Source organism: Streptomyces sp. NPDC085866, from assembly GCF_044541035.1.
GTDB lineage: Bacteria > Actinomycetota > Actinomycetes > Streptomycetales > Streptomycetaceae > Streptomyces.
The window spans coordinates 234,309-248,475 of the sequence record NZ_JBITSQ010000011.1; the positions used below are offsets into that span (position 1 = coordinate 234,309).

Below are 14,167 nucleotides of genomic sequence, written 5' to 3' on the forward strand. Positions count from 1 at the left end.
CGCTCCTCGCACTGCTTCGCAGGCTTCGGAGCGCTGCGCCGGACTCCGTCCGTCGGTCTGTGCCGGGCTGGGCCGTCTACCCCTCAGCCACCAGCCGCGCTGGAAATCCCCCGGTCGCCACGGGCCCCCACCGTTGCGGAGTGACCCGGACGATCGACTTGCCCTGCTTGACCATCGCCTCCCGGTACTCGTCCCAGTCGGGGTGCTCGCCGGCGATGTTGCGGTAGTACTCGACCAGGGGCTCGACCGAGTCGGGGGCGTCGACGACCTCGGCCGTGCCGTCGATCTGGACCCAGGGGCCGTTCCACTCGTCGCTCAGGACGATCAGGCTGACCCGAGGGTCGCGCTTGGCGTTGCGGGTCTTGGCGCGCTCGGGGTAGGTGGAGACCACGATCCGGCCCGAGTCGTCCACGCCGCAGGTCAGCGGGGAGCCCTGGGGGCTGCCGTCGGTGCGGCGGGTGAGCAGGATGGCGCGGTGGCGGGGGCGTACGAAGTCCAGCAGTTCGGCCAGCGAGACCTGGGTGTTCGTCGCGATGTTGGGTGCCATGGCCGCAGCCTAGAGCGAGCAGGGCCCGGTGAGCCTGACCCTGCCGGGCTCAGGCTCACCGGCGTGCCTCAGGCGGCGGGCAGTGCGGCGCCCTGGACCGCCTGGATGTCCAGCTCGACCTTGAGCGTCGTGCCGATGGCGGCGATGCCCGCCTGGAGGACCTGGTTGTAGTTCATCGCGAAGTCCTCGCGGTGGAGTTCGGTGCTGGCGCGGAAGGCGGCGCGGGTGCCGCCCCACGGATCGGCGCCGGTGCCGAGGTAGGCCAGGTCCAGGCCGACCGGCCGTACGACTCCGTGCATCGCCAGTTCGCCGTGGACCGTCCAGCGGTCCGGGCCGGCCTGGGTCAGGCCGGTGGAGCGGAAGGTGATCTCCGGGTGCTGCTCGACGTCGAGGAAGTCGGCGGACCGCAGATGCGTGTCGCGCATCTCGTTGCCGGTGTCGACGGAAGCCGCCCGGATCACCGCTTCCACGCGCGACTTGGTGACGTCGTCGGGGGCGATCTCGATGGATCCGCCGAACTCCGTGAACCGGCCGTGCACGCTGGAGATGCCCAGGTGCTGGGCGACGGCGGCGACGGAGGAGTGCACCGGGTCGATGGTCCAGGGGCCGGGCGGCGGCAGTTCGGTGCCGCCCTGCCGGGCCAGGGTCACGGTGCCGACCTCGGCCCGTCCGCTCGCGGTGACGATCGCACTGGAGGCGGCGGGCGCGTACCCGACGGCGGTCACGATCACCGTGTACGCCCCCGGCGCCAGCCCGGTGGCGTCCCGTACGGCACCCTCGGCGTCCGCCTCGGCCCGCAGCACCTGCGTGCCGGTCATGTCGGTCACCGTGACGACCGCGTGCGACACGGCCCATCCGTCGCGGGTACGGATCCTCGCGGTCAGTCCCATCCCGTTTTCTCCCTGCAAGGAATTACAAAGGCTTACAAATTGGTCGTATGAAACCGGCCCGTGGCGCGCGCATGGCGGTGCGCGCGCCACGGGCCGGGGCCGAACTACTCGCCGGGGTGGGCGAGTTCGATGTCGTGGCCGTCGACTCCGGTGCCGGAGAGGGTCAGGGCGGTGGCCGCCGGCGGGTAGCCCGTCGCGATGACGGTGTACTCGCCGTTGTCCAGGTCGGCGAAGGCGTACGCCCCGTCCGTCCCGGTGGTGGCGGTGCCGACCACGTTGCCCGCCGCGTCCACGAGGGTCACGCGGGCGTCGGCCAGCGGGCCGTGCGGGGCTCGCACGACACCCTGCAGCTGGGCGCCGGCGTCCAGGTCGAGCCCGATCCGGGTGATGCCGGTGGCGCCGATCTCGACCGGCAGGGCGCGCGGACGGAACCCGGCCGCGTTCACCGCGACGGTCACCACGCCCGGCACCAGCTCGGTGAAGGCGAACTCGCCCTGCTCACCGCTGGCCGCGGTGGCCAGCAGGTCCCCGCGCACGTCGGTGACGATCACCATCGCGTCCTTGACCGGCAGCGCGCTCCCGGCCGCCCGCACCACACCGCTCAGCCCGCTGGTGCCGCTGAGCAGGATGTCGTACGACAGCGGCTCCTCGCCCACCACGATCGTGGAGGCCTGCGGCTGGTAGCCGTCGGCTGAGGCGATCAGCACGTACGAGCCCGTGCCCGGTGCGTTCAGGCCGTAGGAGCCGTCGACGTGGGCGACCGCGCGGCCCAGCTGGCGGCCGGCGAGGGAGATCAGGGTGACCGCGGCCTGCGGGACCGGGGCGCTCTCGGCGCCGCGGACGAAGCCGTGGACCGGGGTGCCGCCGGAGGAGCCCGCCGCGTCAGCGGCAGTTGCCGACGCGTCGGGGGCGGGCAGGGTGGCGACGGCGGTGAACTGATCGGTGGCGGTGGCCTCCGTACCGTCCTGCGTGCTCACGACCGGGGCGGCCCAGCTGGGCACCTTCTCCTCGGCGGGGGCGGTCTGCGCGGCGGCGGCCGGAGCCTCGGCCTTGTCGGCCTCGGCGGCCTGGGCCAGGGCGCCCGTCGTGCGCAGCGGGACCTCCTTGATGAACAGGGTGACCAGGAAGGCGAGGAAGGCGATCGGCGCGACGTACAGGAAGATGTCGGCGATGCCGTGCCCGTAGGCGCCCTCCAGCCAGGCGCGGATGTGCGTGGGCAGCAGGTCCATGTCCGGCAGCTGACCGGAGCCGCTGGCCTTGGCGGCCGCCAGCTGCTCCTTGGGGCTCAGCTGGCCGATCGTGTCCTTGGCGTAGTGGGTGATCCGGGTCGACATCACGGAGCCGAGCGCCGAGACGCCCACCGCGCCGCCGAGGGAGCGGAAGAAGGTGACGACCGAGCTGGCGGCGCCGAGTTCGTGCGGGGCGACCTGGTTCTGGGTGGACAGGACCAGGTTCTGCATCATCATGCCGATGCCGAGGCCCATGACCGCCATGAAGATCGCGATCTTCCAGTAGTCGGTGTCGTACCGCATGGTGCCGAGCAGACCCAGACCGGCCGTCAGCAGCACACCGCCGGTGACCAGCCAGGCCTTCCACTTGCCGGTCTTGGTGATGACCTGGCCGGAGACGGTGGAGGAGACGAACAGGCCGGCGATCATCGGGATCGTCATGACACCGGACATCGTCGGGGACTTGTCGCGCGCCAGCTGGAAGTACTGGCTGAAGAACACCGTGCCGGCGAACATCGCGATGCCGACGAAGAGGGAGGCGACCGAGGCCAGCGCGATGGTGCGGTTCTTGAAGAGGCGCAGCGGGATGATCGGCTCGCTGGCCTTCGTCTCGACGAAGAGGAAGATCAGGGCGAGGAGGAGCGCGCCGCCGACCATCGTGTAGGTCTGCCAGGACAGCCAGTCGTACTTGTCGTCGGCGAAGGTGACCCAGACCAGCAGCAGGCTGACGGCGGCGGTGATGAAGAAGGCGCCGGCCCAGTCGACCTTGACCTTGCGCTTGGTCTCCGGCAGGTGCAGCGTCTTCTGCAGCACGAGCAGGGCGATCAGCGCGAAGGGGATGCCGACGAACAGGCAGTAGCGCCAGCCGAGCCAGTCGGCGTCGGTGATGACACCGCCGACGAGCGGGCCGCCGACGGTGGCGACGGCGAAGGTCGCGCCGAGGTAGCCGGAGTACCGGCCGCGCTCACGCGGGGAGATCATCGCGGCCATGATGATCTGGGCCAGCGCGGTCAGACCGCCTGCGCCGAGGCCCTGGATGACCCGGGCGCCGATCAGCATGCCCGGGTTCTGTGCCAGACCGGCGACGATCGAGCCCGCTATGTAGATGACCAGGGCTATCTGGACGAGCGCCTTCTTGCTGACCAGGTCGGCGAGCTTGCCCCAGAGCGGGGTCGAGGCGGTCATCGCCAGCAGCGCGGCCGTGACGACCCAGGTGTAGGCGCTCTGTCCGCCGCCGAGGTCCTGGATGATCTCGGGCAGGGCGTTGGAGACGATGGTGGACGACAGGATGGCGGCGAACATGCCGAGCAGCAGCCCGGAGAGCGCCTCCATGATCTGCCGGTGGGACATCGGGGCGTGCCCGGAGGCGCCTTGGGAGCCTCCCCCGTGCTTGGCGTGAGCCCGCACACCGGCTGGTGTGGTCGTTGCCATGGGCTTCCTTTGCTTACGTGCTTGCGGGTGTACGGGTGGTTTCTGCGACTACGGGTGCGGGCAGCCGTGGCGGGGCGGACCGGCAGTCGCCGAAGCTGGCGCGCAGGCGCGTCATCAGCCGGATGAGCTGGCCGACCTCCTCGTCGGTCCAGTCGCTCAGCCGGTCGGCGAGCAGTTGGGTGGTCCGCCGGGACAGCTCGTCGAGCTGCTCCAGGCCCGTGGACGTCAGGCGCAGGATGCGCGAGCGCTTGTCCGCGGGGTCCGGTGACCGCTCGATCCAGCCACGTGCGGCGACGTGCGCGACATGCCGGCTGGTGACCGACATGTCCACGGCGAGCAGCTCGGCGAGCTTGCTCATGCGCATGTCGCCGTGGCGACCGAGCAGGGTCAGCACGGCGGCCGAGCCGGCCGGGCACTCGGGCGGCAGGATCCGCCCCATGTCCCGTTTCACGGCTCCGACGGCACTGAGCTGACGCGCCAGCTCTTCGTACTGCGCCTGCTCGGCCATCACACCTCCCGTATTCGTTGCTTGGGGCAACCATAGATCTGTTGGTTGCTGCAGGCAAACAAATCGGGGCGGGCGGGCGCAAAAACTTGGCAAAGGCAAGTATTGCAACCGTAAACACGCAGGTGGCGGCGGGTGGCCTGCCCCCCTCTGTCCCGGTGGCCCCGCACTTGGGTCGGTCACCTGGATTCGCTAGTGTCTCGGGCCATGGCTAACACCCAGGGCCCCCAGGGCAACTACGACCCCGCCGGCAGCACCCAGATGTTCCGCGCGTTCGTCGAGGAGGCTCCTCAGGGAGGCCGACAGCAGGCGGCCACCTCCTCCGGCCCGCGCATCGGTCTGATCATCGGCGTCGTGGTCGCCGTGGCCGTCGTCGCCGCGGTGGCCTGGCTGGCGATCAAGTAAGGGCGCGACCCCCGGGCGGGGTCACTCGCTCCACCGGACGGACACGTCCCGCGTCTCGATGTGCATGCCCAGCGGGACGCGCCAGGCGTCGACGCACACCGTCCAGGTGTGGTCCGTGCGCGCCCTCGGTCCGATCGGCACCGGGAGGTCCACGGTCGACTCGACCGTCCCCCAGTCGATGCCGAGTGCGCCGATGATGTGCGTCCCGAACGTCACCGTGCCCGAACGCACCGACGTACCGCCGGAGTTGTGAAAGCCGACGGTCACCTTCTCGCACCACCGCTTGTCCGTGTCCTTGCGCGAGGGGTCGCCCCAGCTGAGATCGGCGGGCGCGGGAGGCTTGGTGGGGCCGGGAGTTGGGGCGGGGGACGATGGCTGCTCCGGGGCGGTCGTGCCCTCGCCGGTGGTGCTCGGTGAGGTGTCCGCGGGGTCGGGTGCGGCGCTCTCGTCGGCCGACGGGGCGTTTGGCGGGGTCACATCGGAGGGCGGATCCGAAGCGGACGCGCCCGACGACGAGTTGGAGGCTGCGGTCGGCCCGTCCAGCGGGACCATCCGTACCGCTCCCGTCGGAGCCCCTGCCGAACCTGCCGGGCTCGGTACGCCGCCCACCGCCACGTATCCGTCCCGGCCACCGCCTCCGCACGCGGCCAGGGTCACGCCCAGGCACACGACGGCCGCCGACGCTGCCGTGACGGCGCCTCGGCGGCCCTGTGTCCCTGTCGTCGTGCGAAGCGTCCGGGTACGAGGCATCCGGCCATGGTGGCTGACGCTCCGTCAGATGGGAAGCCTCGTGCGGGGTAGGGGCGCGGGGAACTGCGCGAGCAGCCACGACGGTGCAGCACATCCCGGCACTTCCCGTCGCGGCGCCCCCAGCGGAGCGCTAGTCGGAGATGAGCCCCTCGCGCAGCTGGGCCAGGGTCCGGGTCAGCAGGCGGGAGACGTGCATCTGGGAGATGCCGACCTCCTCGCCGATCTGGGACTGGGTCATGTTGGCGAAGAAGCGCAGCATGATGATCCGGCGCTCCCGAGGCGGCAGCTTGGCCAGCAGGGGCTTGAGGGACTCGCGGTACTCCACGCCCTCCAGCGCGGTGTCCTCGTAGCCGAGCCGGTCGGCCAGGGAGCCCTCGCCGCCGTCGTCCTCGGGGGCCGGGGAGTCGAGCGAGGAGGCGGTGTAGGCGTTGCCGACCGCGAGGCCGTCGACCACGTCCTCCTCGGAGACGCCGAGGACCGCGGCCAGTTCGGTCACCGTCGGGGAGCGGTCCAGCTTCTGGGACAGCTCGTCGCTGGCCTTGGTGAGGGCCAGCCGCAGCTCCTGCAGCCGGCGCGGGACCCGCACCGACCACGAGGTGTCGCGGAAGAAGCGCTTGATCTCGCCCACGACCGTCGGCATCGCGAACGTCGGGAACTCCACGCCCCGTTCGCAGTCGAAGCGGTCGATCGCCTTGATCAGGCCGATGGTGCCGACCTGGACGATGTCCTCCATCGGCTCGTTGCGCGAGCGGAAGCGGGCCGCCGCGTAGCGCACGAGCGGGAGGTTCAGCTCGATCAGGGTGTCCCGGACGTAGGCCCGCTCGGGGCTGTTCTCGTCGAGTGCGGCGAGCCGCAGGAACAGGGAGCGGGACAGGGTGCGGGTGTCGATGTCCGCCGTGGCCGGGACGGCCGGGGCGGCATCGGGAGCCTGTACGGGCGGGGCCGGCACGGTCTCGAGGGACGTGACGTCGTCGAGCACGTCGATGGCGTCGAGCTGCTTGGGCGCTGCCTCGCTCGTGGGCGTGAGCACCTTCGAGCTGCCCTGGTGTGCGGACATGCCACCCCCTTTGGGTCGCGGGACGGTCGCGGCGGCGATGCCTTTCGAGCAACGCAGCCTTCACCTGAATACCGGAGCCGGAGGTCCGGCAAACGCGCTTCCCGCAGAATGTCACATGTCGGCAACACGCTGTAGTGACATGTCGACATGCGAGATGTGAATCGGCCCTGGAAAGAAGGGGTCTGACGGTTTTTCGGCGCACAACTGTCGGGAACCGCCCTGGTGAGCGATTCGCTCTCACCGGTTACCGATCGATCCTGCTTGCGAACCGGTGCGAGCTGGTGTGTTCCGGTCCGTGCCCCCGTGCGCCGGTTATGCCTCGATCCGATTCGCGGAACGCAGCCGCTGGAAGCTACGCGCGAGTAGTCGGGAGACGTGCATCTGGGACACGCCGAGTTCCGCGCTGATCTGAGACTGGGTGAGATTGCTGTAGTAGCGCAGGAGAAGGATTCTCTGTTCGCGTTCGGGGAGTTGGACGAGGAGATGGCGGACCAGGTCGCGGTGTTCCACGCCGTCCAGGGCGGGGTCCTCGTAGCCGATGCGGTCCAGCAGGCCCGGCAGCCCGTCGCCCTCCTGTGCGGCCTCCAGGGAGGTCGCGTGGTACGAGCGCCCGGCCTCGATGCAGGAGAGCACCTCGTCCTCGCTGATCCGCAGGCGCTCGGCGATCTCGGCGGTCGACGGCTGGCGCCCGAAGGCCGTGGTGAGATCCTCGGTGGCGCTGTTGACCTGTACCCACAGCTCGTGCAGCCGGCGCGGCACGTGGACCGTGCGGACGTTGTCCCGGAAGTACCGCTTGATCTCGCCCACGACGGTCGGCATCGCGAAGGTCGGGAACTGTACGCCCCGGTCGGGGTCGAAGCGGTCGATGGCGTTGATCAAGCCGATGGTGCCGACCTGGATGACGTCCTCCATCGGCTCGTTGCGCGAGCGGAAGCGGGCCGCCGCGTAGCGCACGAGCGGGAGGTTGGCCTCGATGAGCGCCCCGCGTACGCGGTTGTGCTCCGGGGTGCCCGGCTTGAGGTCCTTCAGCTCGCCGAAGAGCACCTGGGTCAGGGCGCGGGTGTCGGCGCCGCGGCGCTTCTCGGGGGCGGGAGGGGCCGTGGCGAGGCCGGGGGGAACGGGCACGGGGGCTGGGGCGGGCGCCTCGTCCTGGGGCGGCGCAGTACTGGCCGACACGGTCAACGCCACCTCTTCATCGGTCAATCATCCGTCAAAAGCGGTCATAGCATCACAAGACATGTGCACTGTGTGCAAGCACCGGATAACACCGTGTTGTGGTCAGGCAGCGCCAAGTTGGGTCACGAGACGCACGAAAGCCCCCCGCCGTTCCCGGCGGAGGGCTCCCGGAGCGAGGGGCTCAGAACTCGTAGTCGGCGATCACCCACGTGGCGAACTCCCGCCACAGTGCGACACCCGCCTGATGGGCCGGGTGCTCCAGGTAGCGCCCCAGCGCGTCCGTGTCCTCGACCGCCGAGTTGATCGCGAAGTCGTAGGCGATCGGTCGGTCGCTGATGTTCCAGGCGCACTCCCAGAAGCGCAGCTCCTCGATCTGGCCGCCGAGCGCCCGGAAGGCGGCGACGCCCTCGACGACCCGCGGATCGTCGCGCTCGACGCCCTCGTTGAGCTTGAAGAGGACCAGGTGGCGGATCATGGGGGTGTACCTCAGCTCTCTCGGCTTTCCGCTCAGCTCTTTGCTCCGTCGGCGAGCCAGGTCATGAAGTCACCTATGGCCTTGGCCGCGTCCGATATGCCCTCGAAGGCTATCTGGACGTAGTCGGCCGCCTTGGCCGGATCCGTGATGATCACGTACAGCGCGAAGACCACGAGCACGTACACGGCGATCTTCTTGGCGTTCACCGTCACCGCGGCCTCCCCTGTGCCTGTGTGCCCCGTGGGACCCCTGTTGCCGGCGGCGAGTGTAACCTTCACGCCCCCTGCGGGGGCCAACGGCCCGCCCGCCGAGGTTCTTTGCCGGGTTCCTGCCCGGTCACGCAGGAAGGGCCCCGTCTTGCGACGGGGCCCTTCTTCAGCGGTAGCGGAGGGATTTGAACCCTCGGTGACTTGCGCCACACTCGCTTTCGAGGCGAGCTCCTTCGGCCGCTCGGACACGCTACCGAGGGAGACCTTACAGCAAGGTGGGGCATGGTTTGAAATCGGTATTCAGCGGCCTCGGAAAAACTCCGTGAGAATCCGGGCGCAGTCCTCGGCCAGGACGCCCTCGATCACCTCGGGCCGATGATTGAGCCGCCGGTCGCGCACGACGTCCCAGAGGGAGCCGGCCGCCCCCGCCTTTTCGTCGCGGGCGCCGTAGACCACCCGGTCCACGCGGGACTGCACGAGCGCGCCCGCGCACATCGTGCAGGGCTCCAGGGTGACCACCAGCGTGCAGCCGGTCAGCCGCCACTCGCCCGCCCGTCGCACACCACCGCCCTTGTCGGAGGCGCTTCGCGCCGCAGAATCTCTCAAACTGGCCGCGGCCCGCCGGATCGCGAGGACCTCCGCGTGGGCCGTGGGGTCGCCGGTGGCCTCGCGCTCGTTGTGCCCGGCCCCGAGCACCGTCGTGCCGTCCGGGGACAGCACGACGGCGCCGACGGGGACGTCCCCGCCCCGGACGGCCAGCTCGGCCTCGTCCAGGGCGAGTCGCATCGCGGCCCGCCAGCGGTCGCGTACCGGGTCCGGCGTGCCCTCCGTGTGCGAAGCGGTCAGCGGACGGTCTCCAGGACCTCCGAGGCGCCCAGGGCCTCGGCGATCTCGGCCAGCGCCTCGTTCGGGTCCAGGCCGCGCAGTTCCTTCTCGCTGATGCCCAGATCGTCGAGGATGCTGCCGTCGCCCACCGGGCCGTGCGGCACCGCGCCGACGGCGGTCTCCTCGTTGTCGTCCTCGTCCTCGTCCTCGGACTCGCCGTCCTCGGTGCCGTCGAGGTCCAGGGAGTCCAGGTCGGTGCCGTCGTCGGCGCCGGGCTCCCGGCCGAGCAGCTCGTCGGTGAGCAGCAGCTCACCGTAGGCGCTGCGGGCGGCGGCGGCCGCGTCGGAGACGAAGATGCGAGGGTCCTCCTCGCCGTCCACGCGGACGAGACCGAACCAGGAGTCCTCCTGTTCGATCAGGACGAACACCGTGTCCTCGTCGGGAGTGGCTTCCCGGGCCAGGTCGGCCAGATCCGACAGGGTCTCCACATCGTCGAGCTCTGTGTCGCTCGCTTCCCACCCGTCTTCGGTGCGCGCGAGCAGTGCGGCGAAGTACACCGTGACTCTCCCACTGGTCATAGGCGTGCCGGTTGGGGGTCCCCCCGGCGGAGGTTCTGGGCGGGGAGAGCTGTGCTCCGAGCCCCGCCCACTCGGAATCGTGGCAGAAACAAGGCGTTCAGGGGACGTCTTCGGCTCCCTGTGTCTGGCTGTTTTGATCGTGTGTCCGCATCCCGGGGGAAAAGGACTCACCAGCGCACTCGTTGCCGCCACCTGCGGATCGTACGCGGCTTTTCCAGGCACCCACGCACGCCCACCTCCCAAACGCCGGAGCAGGCACGGATCTTCCTCACCTGGATCTCACCTTGACGTCGCCCGTTCACCGGACTTCGCCTACCAGCGGAAGGTCCGCATGCGCATGGCGTGGCGCAGTCGGGCGGCCTTGGCGCGTCGGGGCTGGACGCGTTCGCGCAGCGCGCGGGCCTCGGCGAGTTCGCGCAGGAACTGGGCGCGGCGGCGCCGGCGCTCGGCGTCGGTCTCGGGCTGTTCCGGTCCGACGGCGTCCTTGGCGGCGTCGCTCTTGCGGTCAGGCAGGTCAGGCACAGTCACACCACCCCTGGTCCGTCCCTCCCACTTTCCCTCGGACGGGCGGTTTGATGCCAGAGCGAGGGGCCACCGAGCGCGGTTACTGTTAGGGGCATGCGTCTCCACGTCGTCGACCACCCCCTGGTCGCCCACAAGCTCACCACGCTGCGCGACCAGCGCACCGACTCCGCGACCTTCCGGCGGCTCGCCGACGAACTGGTCACCCTGCTCGCCTACGAGGCCACGCGGGACGTGCGCACCGAGCAGGTCGACATCCGGACGCCGGTCGCGCAGACCACCGGCGTCAAACTCGCCCGCCCGCGTCCGCTGGTCGTGCCGATCCTGCGCGCCGGTCTCGGCATGCTGGACGGCATGGTCCGGCTGCTGCCGACCGCCGAGGTGGGCTTCCTGGGCATGATCCGCAACGAGGAGACGCTGCAGGCCTCCACGTACGCCTCGCGCATGCCCGAGGACCTCTCGGGCCGCCAGGTGTACGTGCTGGACCCGATGCTGGCCACCGGTGGCACGCTGGTCGCGGCCATCCAGGAACTGATCAAGCGCGGTGCGGACGATGTGACCGCGGTGGTCCTGCTCGCCGCGCCCGAGGGCGTGGAGGTCATGGAGCGCGAGCTGGCGGGCACGCCGGTGACGGTCGTCACGGCTGCGGTCGACGACCACCTCAACGAGCACGGGTACATCGTGCCCGGGCTCGGGGACGCGGGAGACCGGCTGTACGGCGCGGCCGAGTAGGGCCGAGCGCCTTGGCGCCGCAGGGGGCGGTTGCGCCCCTTTGGGGCGCCTTCTCAGCAGCTCTTCTTCGTCGTGGTCGCCGCCGGCTCGGGGTTGGTCAGCTCGACCAGGGCCTGGTCGGCGGCCGTTCGCCGATTCAGGGTCTTGAAGCCGTCACCGATGATCAGGTCGAGGTCGGTGCCCTTGCGGGCCGCGTCGGTGCGGTGTTCGGCGGCGGGCAGTTGGGTGGCGAGCACCGGCAGTGAGGTGTTCAGTGCGGAGGCGGGGCCGAGGAGTATCCCGGCGCCCTTGACCTTCTTGTCGAACTCCTTGGACGCGTTGCCCACGTCACCGATCTTGAAGCCGCGCTTCTTCAGCTCGTCCGCGGTGTCCTTGGCGAGCCCGGTGCGCGCGGTGGCGTTGTAGACGTTCACGGTGATCTGGCCGGGCTTGGGCAGCGCCTTCACCTGGGCGGCGGTGTTACTCGCCTTCGTGCGGCAGTGCGACTTGGTGCCGGACGCCGAGGTCTTCTCGTCGCCGCCGGTGAAGACGTCGATGAGCTGCAGCGTGCCCCAGCCGACCAGGCCGAGCACGGCGACGGACGCCACTACGGCGAACGCGAGCCTGCCGCGTCGCCGGGGAGGGCGCATCCGAGGGTATTTGTCCCCCGTGATCCGGTACTGGCCGCCCATGCCGGGAGGAGTCAGCATGCTCATGGGCGCAGCGTAGTGCGCCTGGGCGGCGATGCCTATTAGATGATCAGTAGACGCCGCTCAGCGGAACCCGAAAGGGTCAACGCCGTGTCGTGCCGCGGTCAGTCGAGTTCGAGCACGCGCGCGTGCAGCACCTGGCGCTGCTGGAGGGCGGCGCGGACAGCGCGGTGGAGGCCGTCCTCCAGGTACAGGTCGCCCTGCCACTTCACGACGTGCGCGAAGAGGTCGCCGTAGAACGTCGAGTCCTCGGCCAGCAGGGTCTCCAGGTCGAGCTGCCCCTTGGTCGTCACGAGCTGATCGAGGCGGACCGGGCGCGGCGCGACATCCGCCCACTGCCGGGTGCTTTCCCGGCCGTGGTCGGGGTACGGCCGGCCGTTTCCGATGCGCTTGAAGATCACACGGAAAGCCTACCGGTCAAGACGTTCCGGGCGCAGCCAAGGCGACGGAGTGCGACGCTGAAAAAGCCGTGTCGAAACGGATCATAGCGGGGCCTATCGGGAACAGGGGTCGGAGATGAGTGACAGCGAAACGCTCCCCGCCGAGGCCCGGCAGATCGCGGCCGGGTACGCCTTCTCCGGTCCCGCGCTCGACCTCGGCGCCCTCCTCTGGGACGGCGGCTGTCACCCGGGCGCGCCGGTCCGCATCCCGCTCCCGGTGCTGAACCGGCACGGTCTGGTCGCGGGCGCCACCGGCACCGGCAAGACCAAGACGCTGCAGCTGATCGCCGAGCAGCTGTCGGCGCAGGGCGTGCCGGTGTTCCTCGCGGACATCAAGGGCGACCTGTCCGGCATCGCCCGGCCGGGGCAGCCGAACGAGCGGGTCCAGGGGCGCGCCGCCGAGGTGGGCCAGCAGTGGACGCCGGCCGGCTTTCCGGCGGAGTTCCTCGCGCTCGGCGGGCTCGGCCACGGCATCCCGGTGCGGGCCACGATCACCAGCTTCGGCCCGGTGCTGCTGTCGAAGGCGCTCCGGCTCAACCAGACCCAGGAGCAGTCCCTCGGCCTGATCTTCCACTACGCCGACACCAAGGGCCTGGAGCTGATCGACCTCAAGGACCTCAGGGCGGTCGTCGCGTTCCTGACCTCCGACGAGGGCAGGGCCGAGCTGAAGAACATCGGCGGCCTGTCCACCGCCACGGCCGGGGTGATCCTGCGCTCCCTGACCGCCTTCGAGGCGCAGGGCATGGCGGACTTCTTCGGCGAGCCGGAGTTCGACACGGCCGACCTGCTGCGTACGGCGCCGGACGGGCGGGGAGTCGTCTCGGTCCTGGAACTCCCCGCCGTCCAGGACAAGCCGCTGCTCTTCTCGACGTTCCTGATGTGGCTGCTCGCCGATCTCTTCCACGACCTGCCCGAGATCGGCGACGCCGACAAGCCCAGGCTGGTCTTCTTCTTCGACGAGGCCCACCTGCTGTTCAGCGACGCCTCCAAGGCGTTCCTGGAGTCGATCACGCAGACGGTGCGCCTGATTCGCTCGAAAGGAGTGGGCGTCTTCTTCGTGACGCAGACCCCGAAGGACGTACCGTCCGACGTCCTCGCCCAGCTCGGCAACCGGGTCCAGCACGCGCTCAGGGCCTACACGCCGGACGACCAGAAGGCGCTGCGGGCGACCGTGAAGACGTTCCCGAACTCCGCCTACGACCTGGAGGAACTCCTCACCGGACTGGGTACCGGCGAGGCCGTGGTGACGGTGCTCGGCGAGAAGGGCGCACCGACCCCGGTGGCCGCCACCCGGCTGCGCGCGCCGGAGTCCCTGATGGGCCCGGTGGACGGGGCCGAGCTGGACCGCGCGGTGCGGGAGTCCGCGCTCCACGGGCGTTATGCACAGGCTGTGGATCGCGAGTCGGCGTACGAGAAGCTGAGCGCCGAGCAGCCGCAGGCTCCCCGGGCCCCGGAGACCGGGAAGGCCGGGAAGGCGGCGCAGGTTCCCAAGGCTCCCAAGGCTCCCAAGGAGGAGCCGTCCCTCGTCGAGCAGGTCGTCGGCAGCGGGATGTTCAGGTCCCTGGCCCGCTCGGTCGGCACCCAGATCGGCCGCGAGATCACCCGCTCCCTCTTCGGCACGGCCCGGCGCAGGCGGTGAGCCCGGGCAGGTGGTGAGCTCGCGCATGCGTTGACCCCGAGGATGCGTTGACCCCGAGCACGCGCTGA

17 protein-coding genes and 1 tRNA gene are annotated in these 14,167 nt (G+C 70.4%); 3 read left to right on the plus strand and 15 right to left on the minus strand.

The annotated features are described in order from the left end of the window. Positions 1–76: 76 nt before the first annotated feature. The 4 genes from ACIF83_RS28255 to ACIF83_RS28270 form a co-directional block, all read right to left on the minus strand. Positions 77–547: a PPOX class F420-dependent oxidoreductase gene (locus ACIF83_RS28255; protein WP_393474434.1), complete on the minus strand. Its 471-nt coding sequence runs from the start codon at positions 545–547 to the stop codon at positions 77–79. A gap of 68 nt (positions 548–615) precedes the next feature. Continuing rightward, positions 616–1,437 (minus strand): YceI family protein, encoded by an 822-nt coding sequence (locus tag ACIF83_RS28260; protein ID WP_393474431.1) that lies wholly within the window; start codon positions 1,435–1,437, stop codon positions 616–618. Between the two features lie 104 nt (positions 1,438–1,541). Then, a complete protein-coding gene (locus ACIF83_RS28265) occupies positions 1,542–4,097 on the minus strand; it encodes an MFS transporter (RefSeq protein WP_398140594.1) in 2,556 nt (851 codons plus the stop codon). A gap of 13 nt (positions 4,098–4,110) precedes the next feature. Continuing rightward, positions 4,111–4,605, minus strand: coding sequence for a MarR family winged helix-turn-helix transcriptional regulator (locus ACIF83_RS28270; protein WP_399731032.1), 495 nt, complete (start codon positions 4,603–4,605; stop codon positions 4,111–4,113). Between the two features lie 204 nt (positions 4,606–4,809). On the opposite strand from ACIF83_RS28270, the gene ACIF83_RS28275 reads away from it, so the two are divergent. Next, complete coding sequence (locus ACIF83_RS28275) at positions 4,810–5,007, plus strand: hypothetical protein (RefSeq protein ID WP_393474423.1); 198 nt, start codon at positions 4,810–4,812, stop codon at positions 5,005–5,007. A gap of 21 nt (positions 5,008–5,028) precedes the next feature. Here ACIF83_RS28275 and ACIF83_RS28280 read toward each other — a convergent pair whose 3' ends face one another. The 9 genes from ACIF83_RS28280 to ACIF83_RS28320 all read right to left on the minus strand — a co-directional run bounded on the left by ACIF83_RS28280 (position 5,029) and on the right by ACIF83_RS28320 (position 10,590). Continuing rightward, positions 5,029–5,757, minus strand: coding sequence for a hypothetical protein (locus ACIF83_RS28280; RefSeq protein ID WP_399731035.1), 729 nt, complete (start codon positions 5,755–5,757; stop codon positions 5,029–5,031). A 130-nt stretch (positions 5,758–5,887) separates the two neighbouring features. Next, the gene (locus ACIF83_RS28285; RefSeq protein WP_393474417.1) at positions 5,888–6,814 is read right to left on the minus strand and encodes an RNA polymerase sigma factor SigF; all 927 of its coding nucleotides are present in this window, start codon (positions 6,812–6,814) and stop codon (positions 5,888–5,890) included. A 312-nt stretch (positions 6,815–7,126) separates the two neighbouring features. Next, on the minus strand, positions 7,127–7,996 hold the full coding sequence (locus ACIF83_RS28290; protein WP_393475372.1) for an RNA polymerase sigma factor SigF: 870 nt from the start codon (positions 7,994–7,996) through the stop codon (positions 7,127–7,129). A gap of 175 nt (positions 7,997–8,171) precedes the next feature. Then, positions 8,172–8,465, minus strand: a complete 294-nt coding sequence (locus ACIF83_RS28295; RefSeq protein ID WP_393474415.1) for a Dabb family protein — start codon at positions 8,463–8,465, stop codon at positions 8,172–8,174. Positions 8,466–8,497: 32 nt separating this feature from the next. Next, positions 8,498–8,677, minus strand: a complete 180-nt coding sequence (locus ACIF83_RS28300) for a hypothetical protein (RefSeq protein ID WP_393474412.1) — start codon at positions 8,675–8,677, stop codon at positions 8,498–8,500. Between the two features lie 167 nt (positions 8,678–8,844). Continuing rightward, positions 8,845–8,929, minus strand: a tRNA-Ser gene (locus tag ACIF83_RS28305). 45 nt (positions 8,930–8,974) lie between these two features. Continuing rightward, the gene (locus ACIF83_RS28310) at positions 8,975–9,460 is read right to left on the minus strand and encodes a nucleoside deaminase (protein ID WP_399731040.1); all 486 of its coding nucleotides are present in this window, start codon (positions 9,458–9,460) and stop codon (positions 8,975–8,977) included. 56 nt (positions 9,461–9,516) lie between these two features. After that, positions 9,517–10,056, minus strand: coding sequence for a hypothetical protein (locus ACIF83_RS28315; RefSeq protein WP_398140659.1), 540 nt, complete (start codon positions 10,054–10,056; stop codon positions 9,517–9,519). A 333-nt stretch (positions 10,057–10,389) separates the two neighbouring features. Further along, a complete protein-coding gene (locus tag ACIF83_RS28320) occupies positions 10,390–10,590 on the minus strand; it encodes a hypothetical protein (RefSeq protein ID WP_393475366.1) in 201 nt (66 codons plus the stop codon). Positions 10,591–10,695: 105 nt separating this feature from the next. Here ACIF83_RS28320 and upp point away from each other — a divergent pair, with 105 nt between their 5' ends. Continuing rightward, positions 10,696–11,331, plus strand: a complete 636-nt coding sequence (gene upp / locus ACIF83_RS28325; protein ID WP_399731043.1) for a uracil phosphoribosyltransferase — start codon at positions 10,696–10,698, stop codon at positions 11,329–11,331. A 53-nt stretch (positions 11,332–11,384) separates the two neighbouring features. Here upp and ACIF83_RS28330 read toward each other — a convergent pair whose 3' ends face one another. Together ACIF83_RS28330 and ACIF83_RS28335 are read right to left on the minus strand one after the other, a co-directional pair. After that, positions 11,385–12,026, minus strand: coding sequence for a LytR C-terminal domain-containing protein (locus ACIF83_RS28330; protein ID WP_399731048.1), 642 nt, complete (start codon positions 12,024–12,026; stop codon positions 11,385–11,387). Between the two features lie 98 nt (positions 12,027–12,124). Then, complete coding sequence (locus tag ACIF83_RS28335; protein WP_003999914.1) at positions 12,125–12,421, minus strand: type II toxin-antitoxin system VapB family antitoxin; 297 nt, start codon at positions 12,419–12,421, stop codon at positions 12,125–12,127. Positions 12,422–12,536: 115 nt separating this feature from the next. Here ACIF83_RS28335 and ACIF83_RS28340 point away from each other — a divergent pair, with 115 nt between their 5' ends. Continuing rightward, positions 12,537–14,099, plus strand: a complete 1,563-nt coding sequence (locus ACIF83_RS28340) for a helicase HerA-like domain-containing protein (protein ID WP_399731054.1) — start codon at positions 12,537–12,539, stop codon at positions 14,097–14,099. Positions 14,100–14,167 lie beyond the last annotated feature (68 nt).

Coding starts and splice junctions, on each gene's coding strand:
- ACIF83_RS28255 (WP_393474434.1), bottom strand. CDS start 547: ATGGCACCCAACATCGCGACGAACACCCAGGTCTCGCTGGCCGAACTG.
- ACIF83_RS28260 (WP_393474431.1), bottom strand. CDS start 1,437: ATGGGACTGACCGCGAGGATCCGTACCCGCGACGGATGGGCCGTGTCG.
- ACIF83_RS28265 (WP_398140594.1), bottom strand. CDS start 4,097: ATGGCAACGACCACACCAGCCGGTGTGCGGGCTCACGCCAAGCACGGG.
- ACIF83_RS28270 (WP_399731032.1), bottom strand. CDS start 4,605: ATGGCCGAGCAGGCGCAGTACGAAGAGCTGGCGCGTCAGCTCAGTGCC.
- ACIF83_RS28275 (WP_393474423.1), top strand. CDS start 4,810: ATGGCTAACACCCAGGGCCCCCAGGGCAACTACGACCCCGCCGGCAGC.
- ACIF83_RS28280 (WP_399731035.1), bottom strand. CDS start 5,757: ATGCCTCGTACCCGGACGCTTCGCACGACGACAGGGACACAGGGCCGC.
- ACIF83_RS28285 (WP_393474417.1), bottom strand. CDS start 6,814: ATGTCCGCACACCAGGGCAGCTCGAAGGTGCTCACGCCCACGAGCGAG.
- ACIF83_RS28295 (WP_393474415.1), bottom strand. CDS start 8,465: ATGATCCGCCACCTGGTCCTCTTCAAGCTCAACGAGGGCGTCGAGCGC.
- ACIF83_RS28310 (WP_399731040.1), bottom strand. CDS start 9,460: ATGCGACTCGCCCTGGACGAGGCCGAGCTGGCCGTCCGGGGCGGGGAC.
- upp (WP_399731043.1), top strand. CDS start 10,696: ATGCGTCTCCACGTCGTCGACCACCCCCTGGTCGCCCACAAGCTCACC.
- ACIF83_RS28330 (WP_399731048.1), bottom strand. CDS start 12,026: ATGAGCATGCTGACTCCTCCCGGCATGGGCGGCCAGTACCGGATCACG.
- ACIF83_RS28340 (WP_399731054.1), top strand. CDS start 12,537: ATGAGTGACAGCGAAACGCTCCCCGCCGAGGCCCGGCAGATCGCGGCC.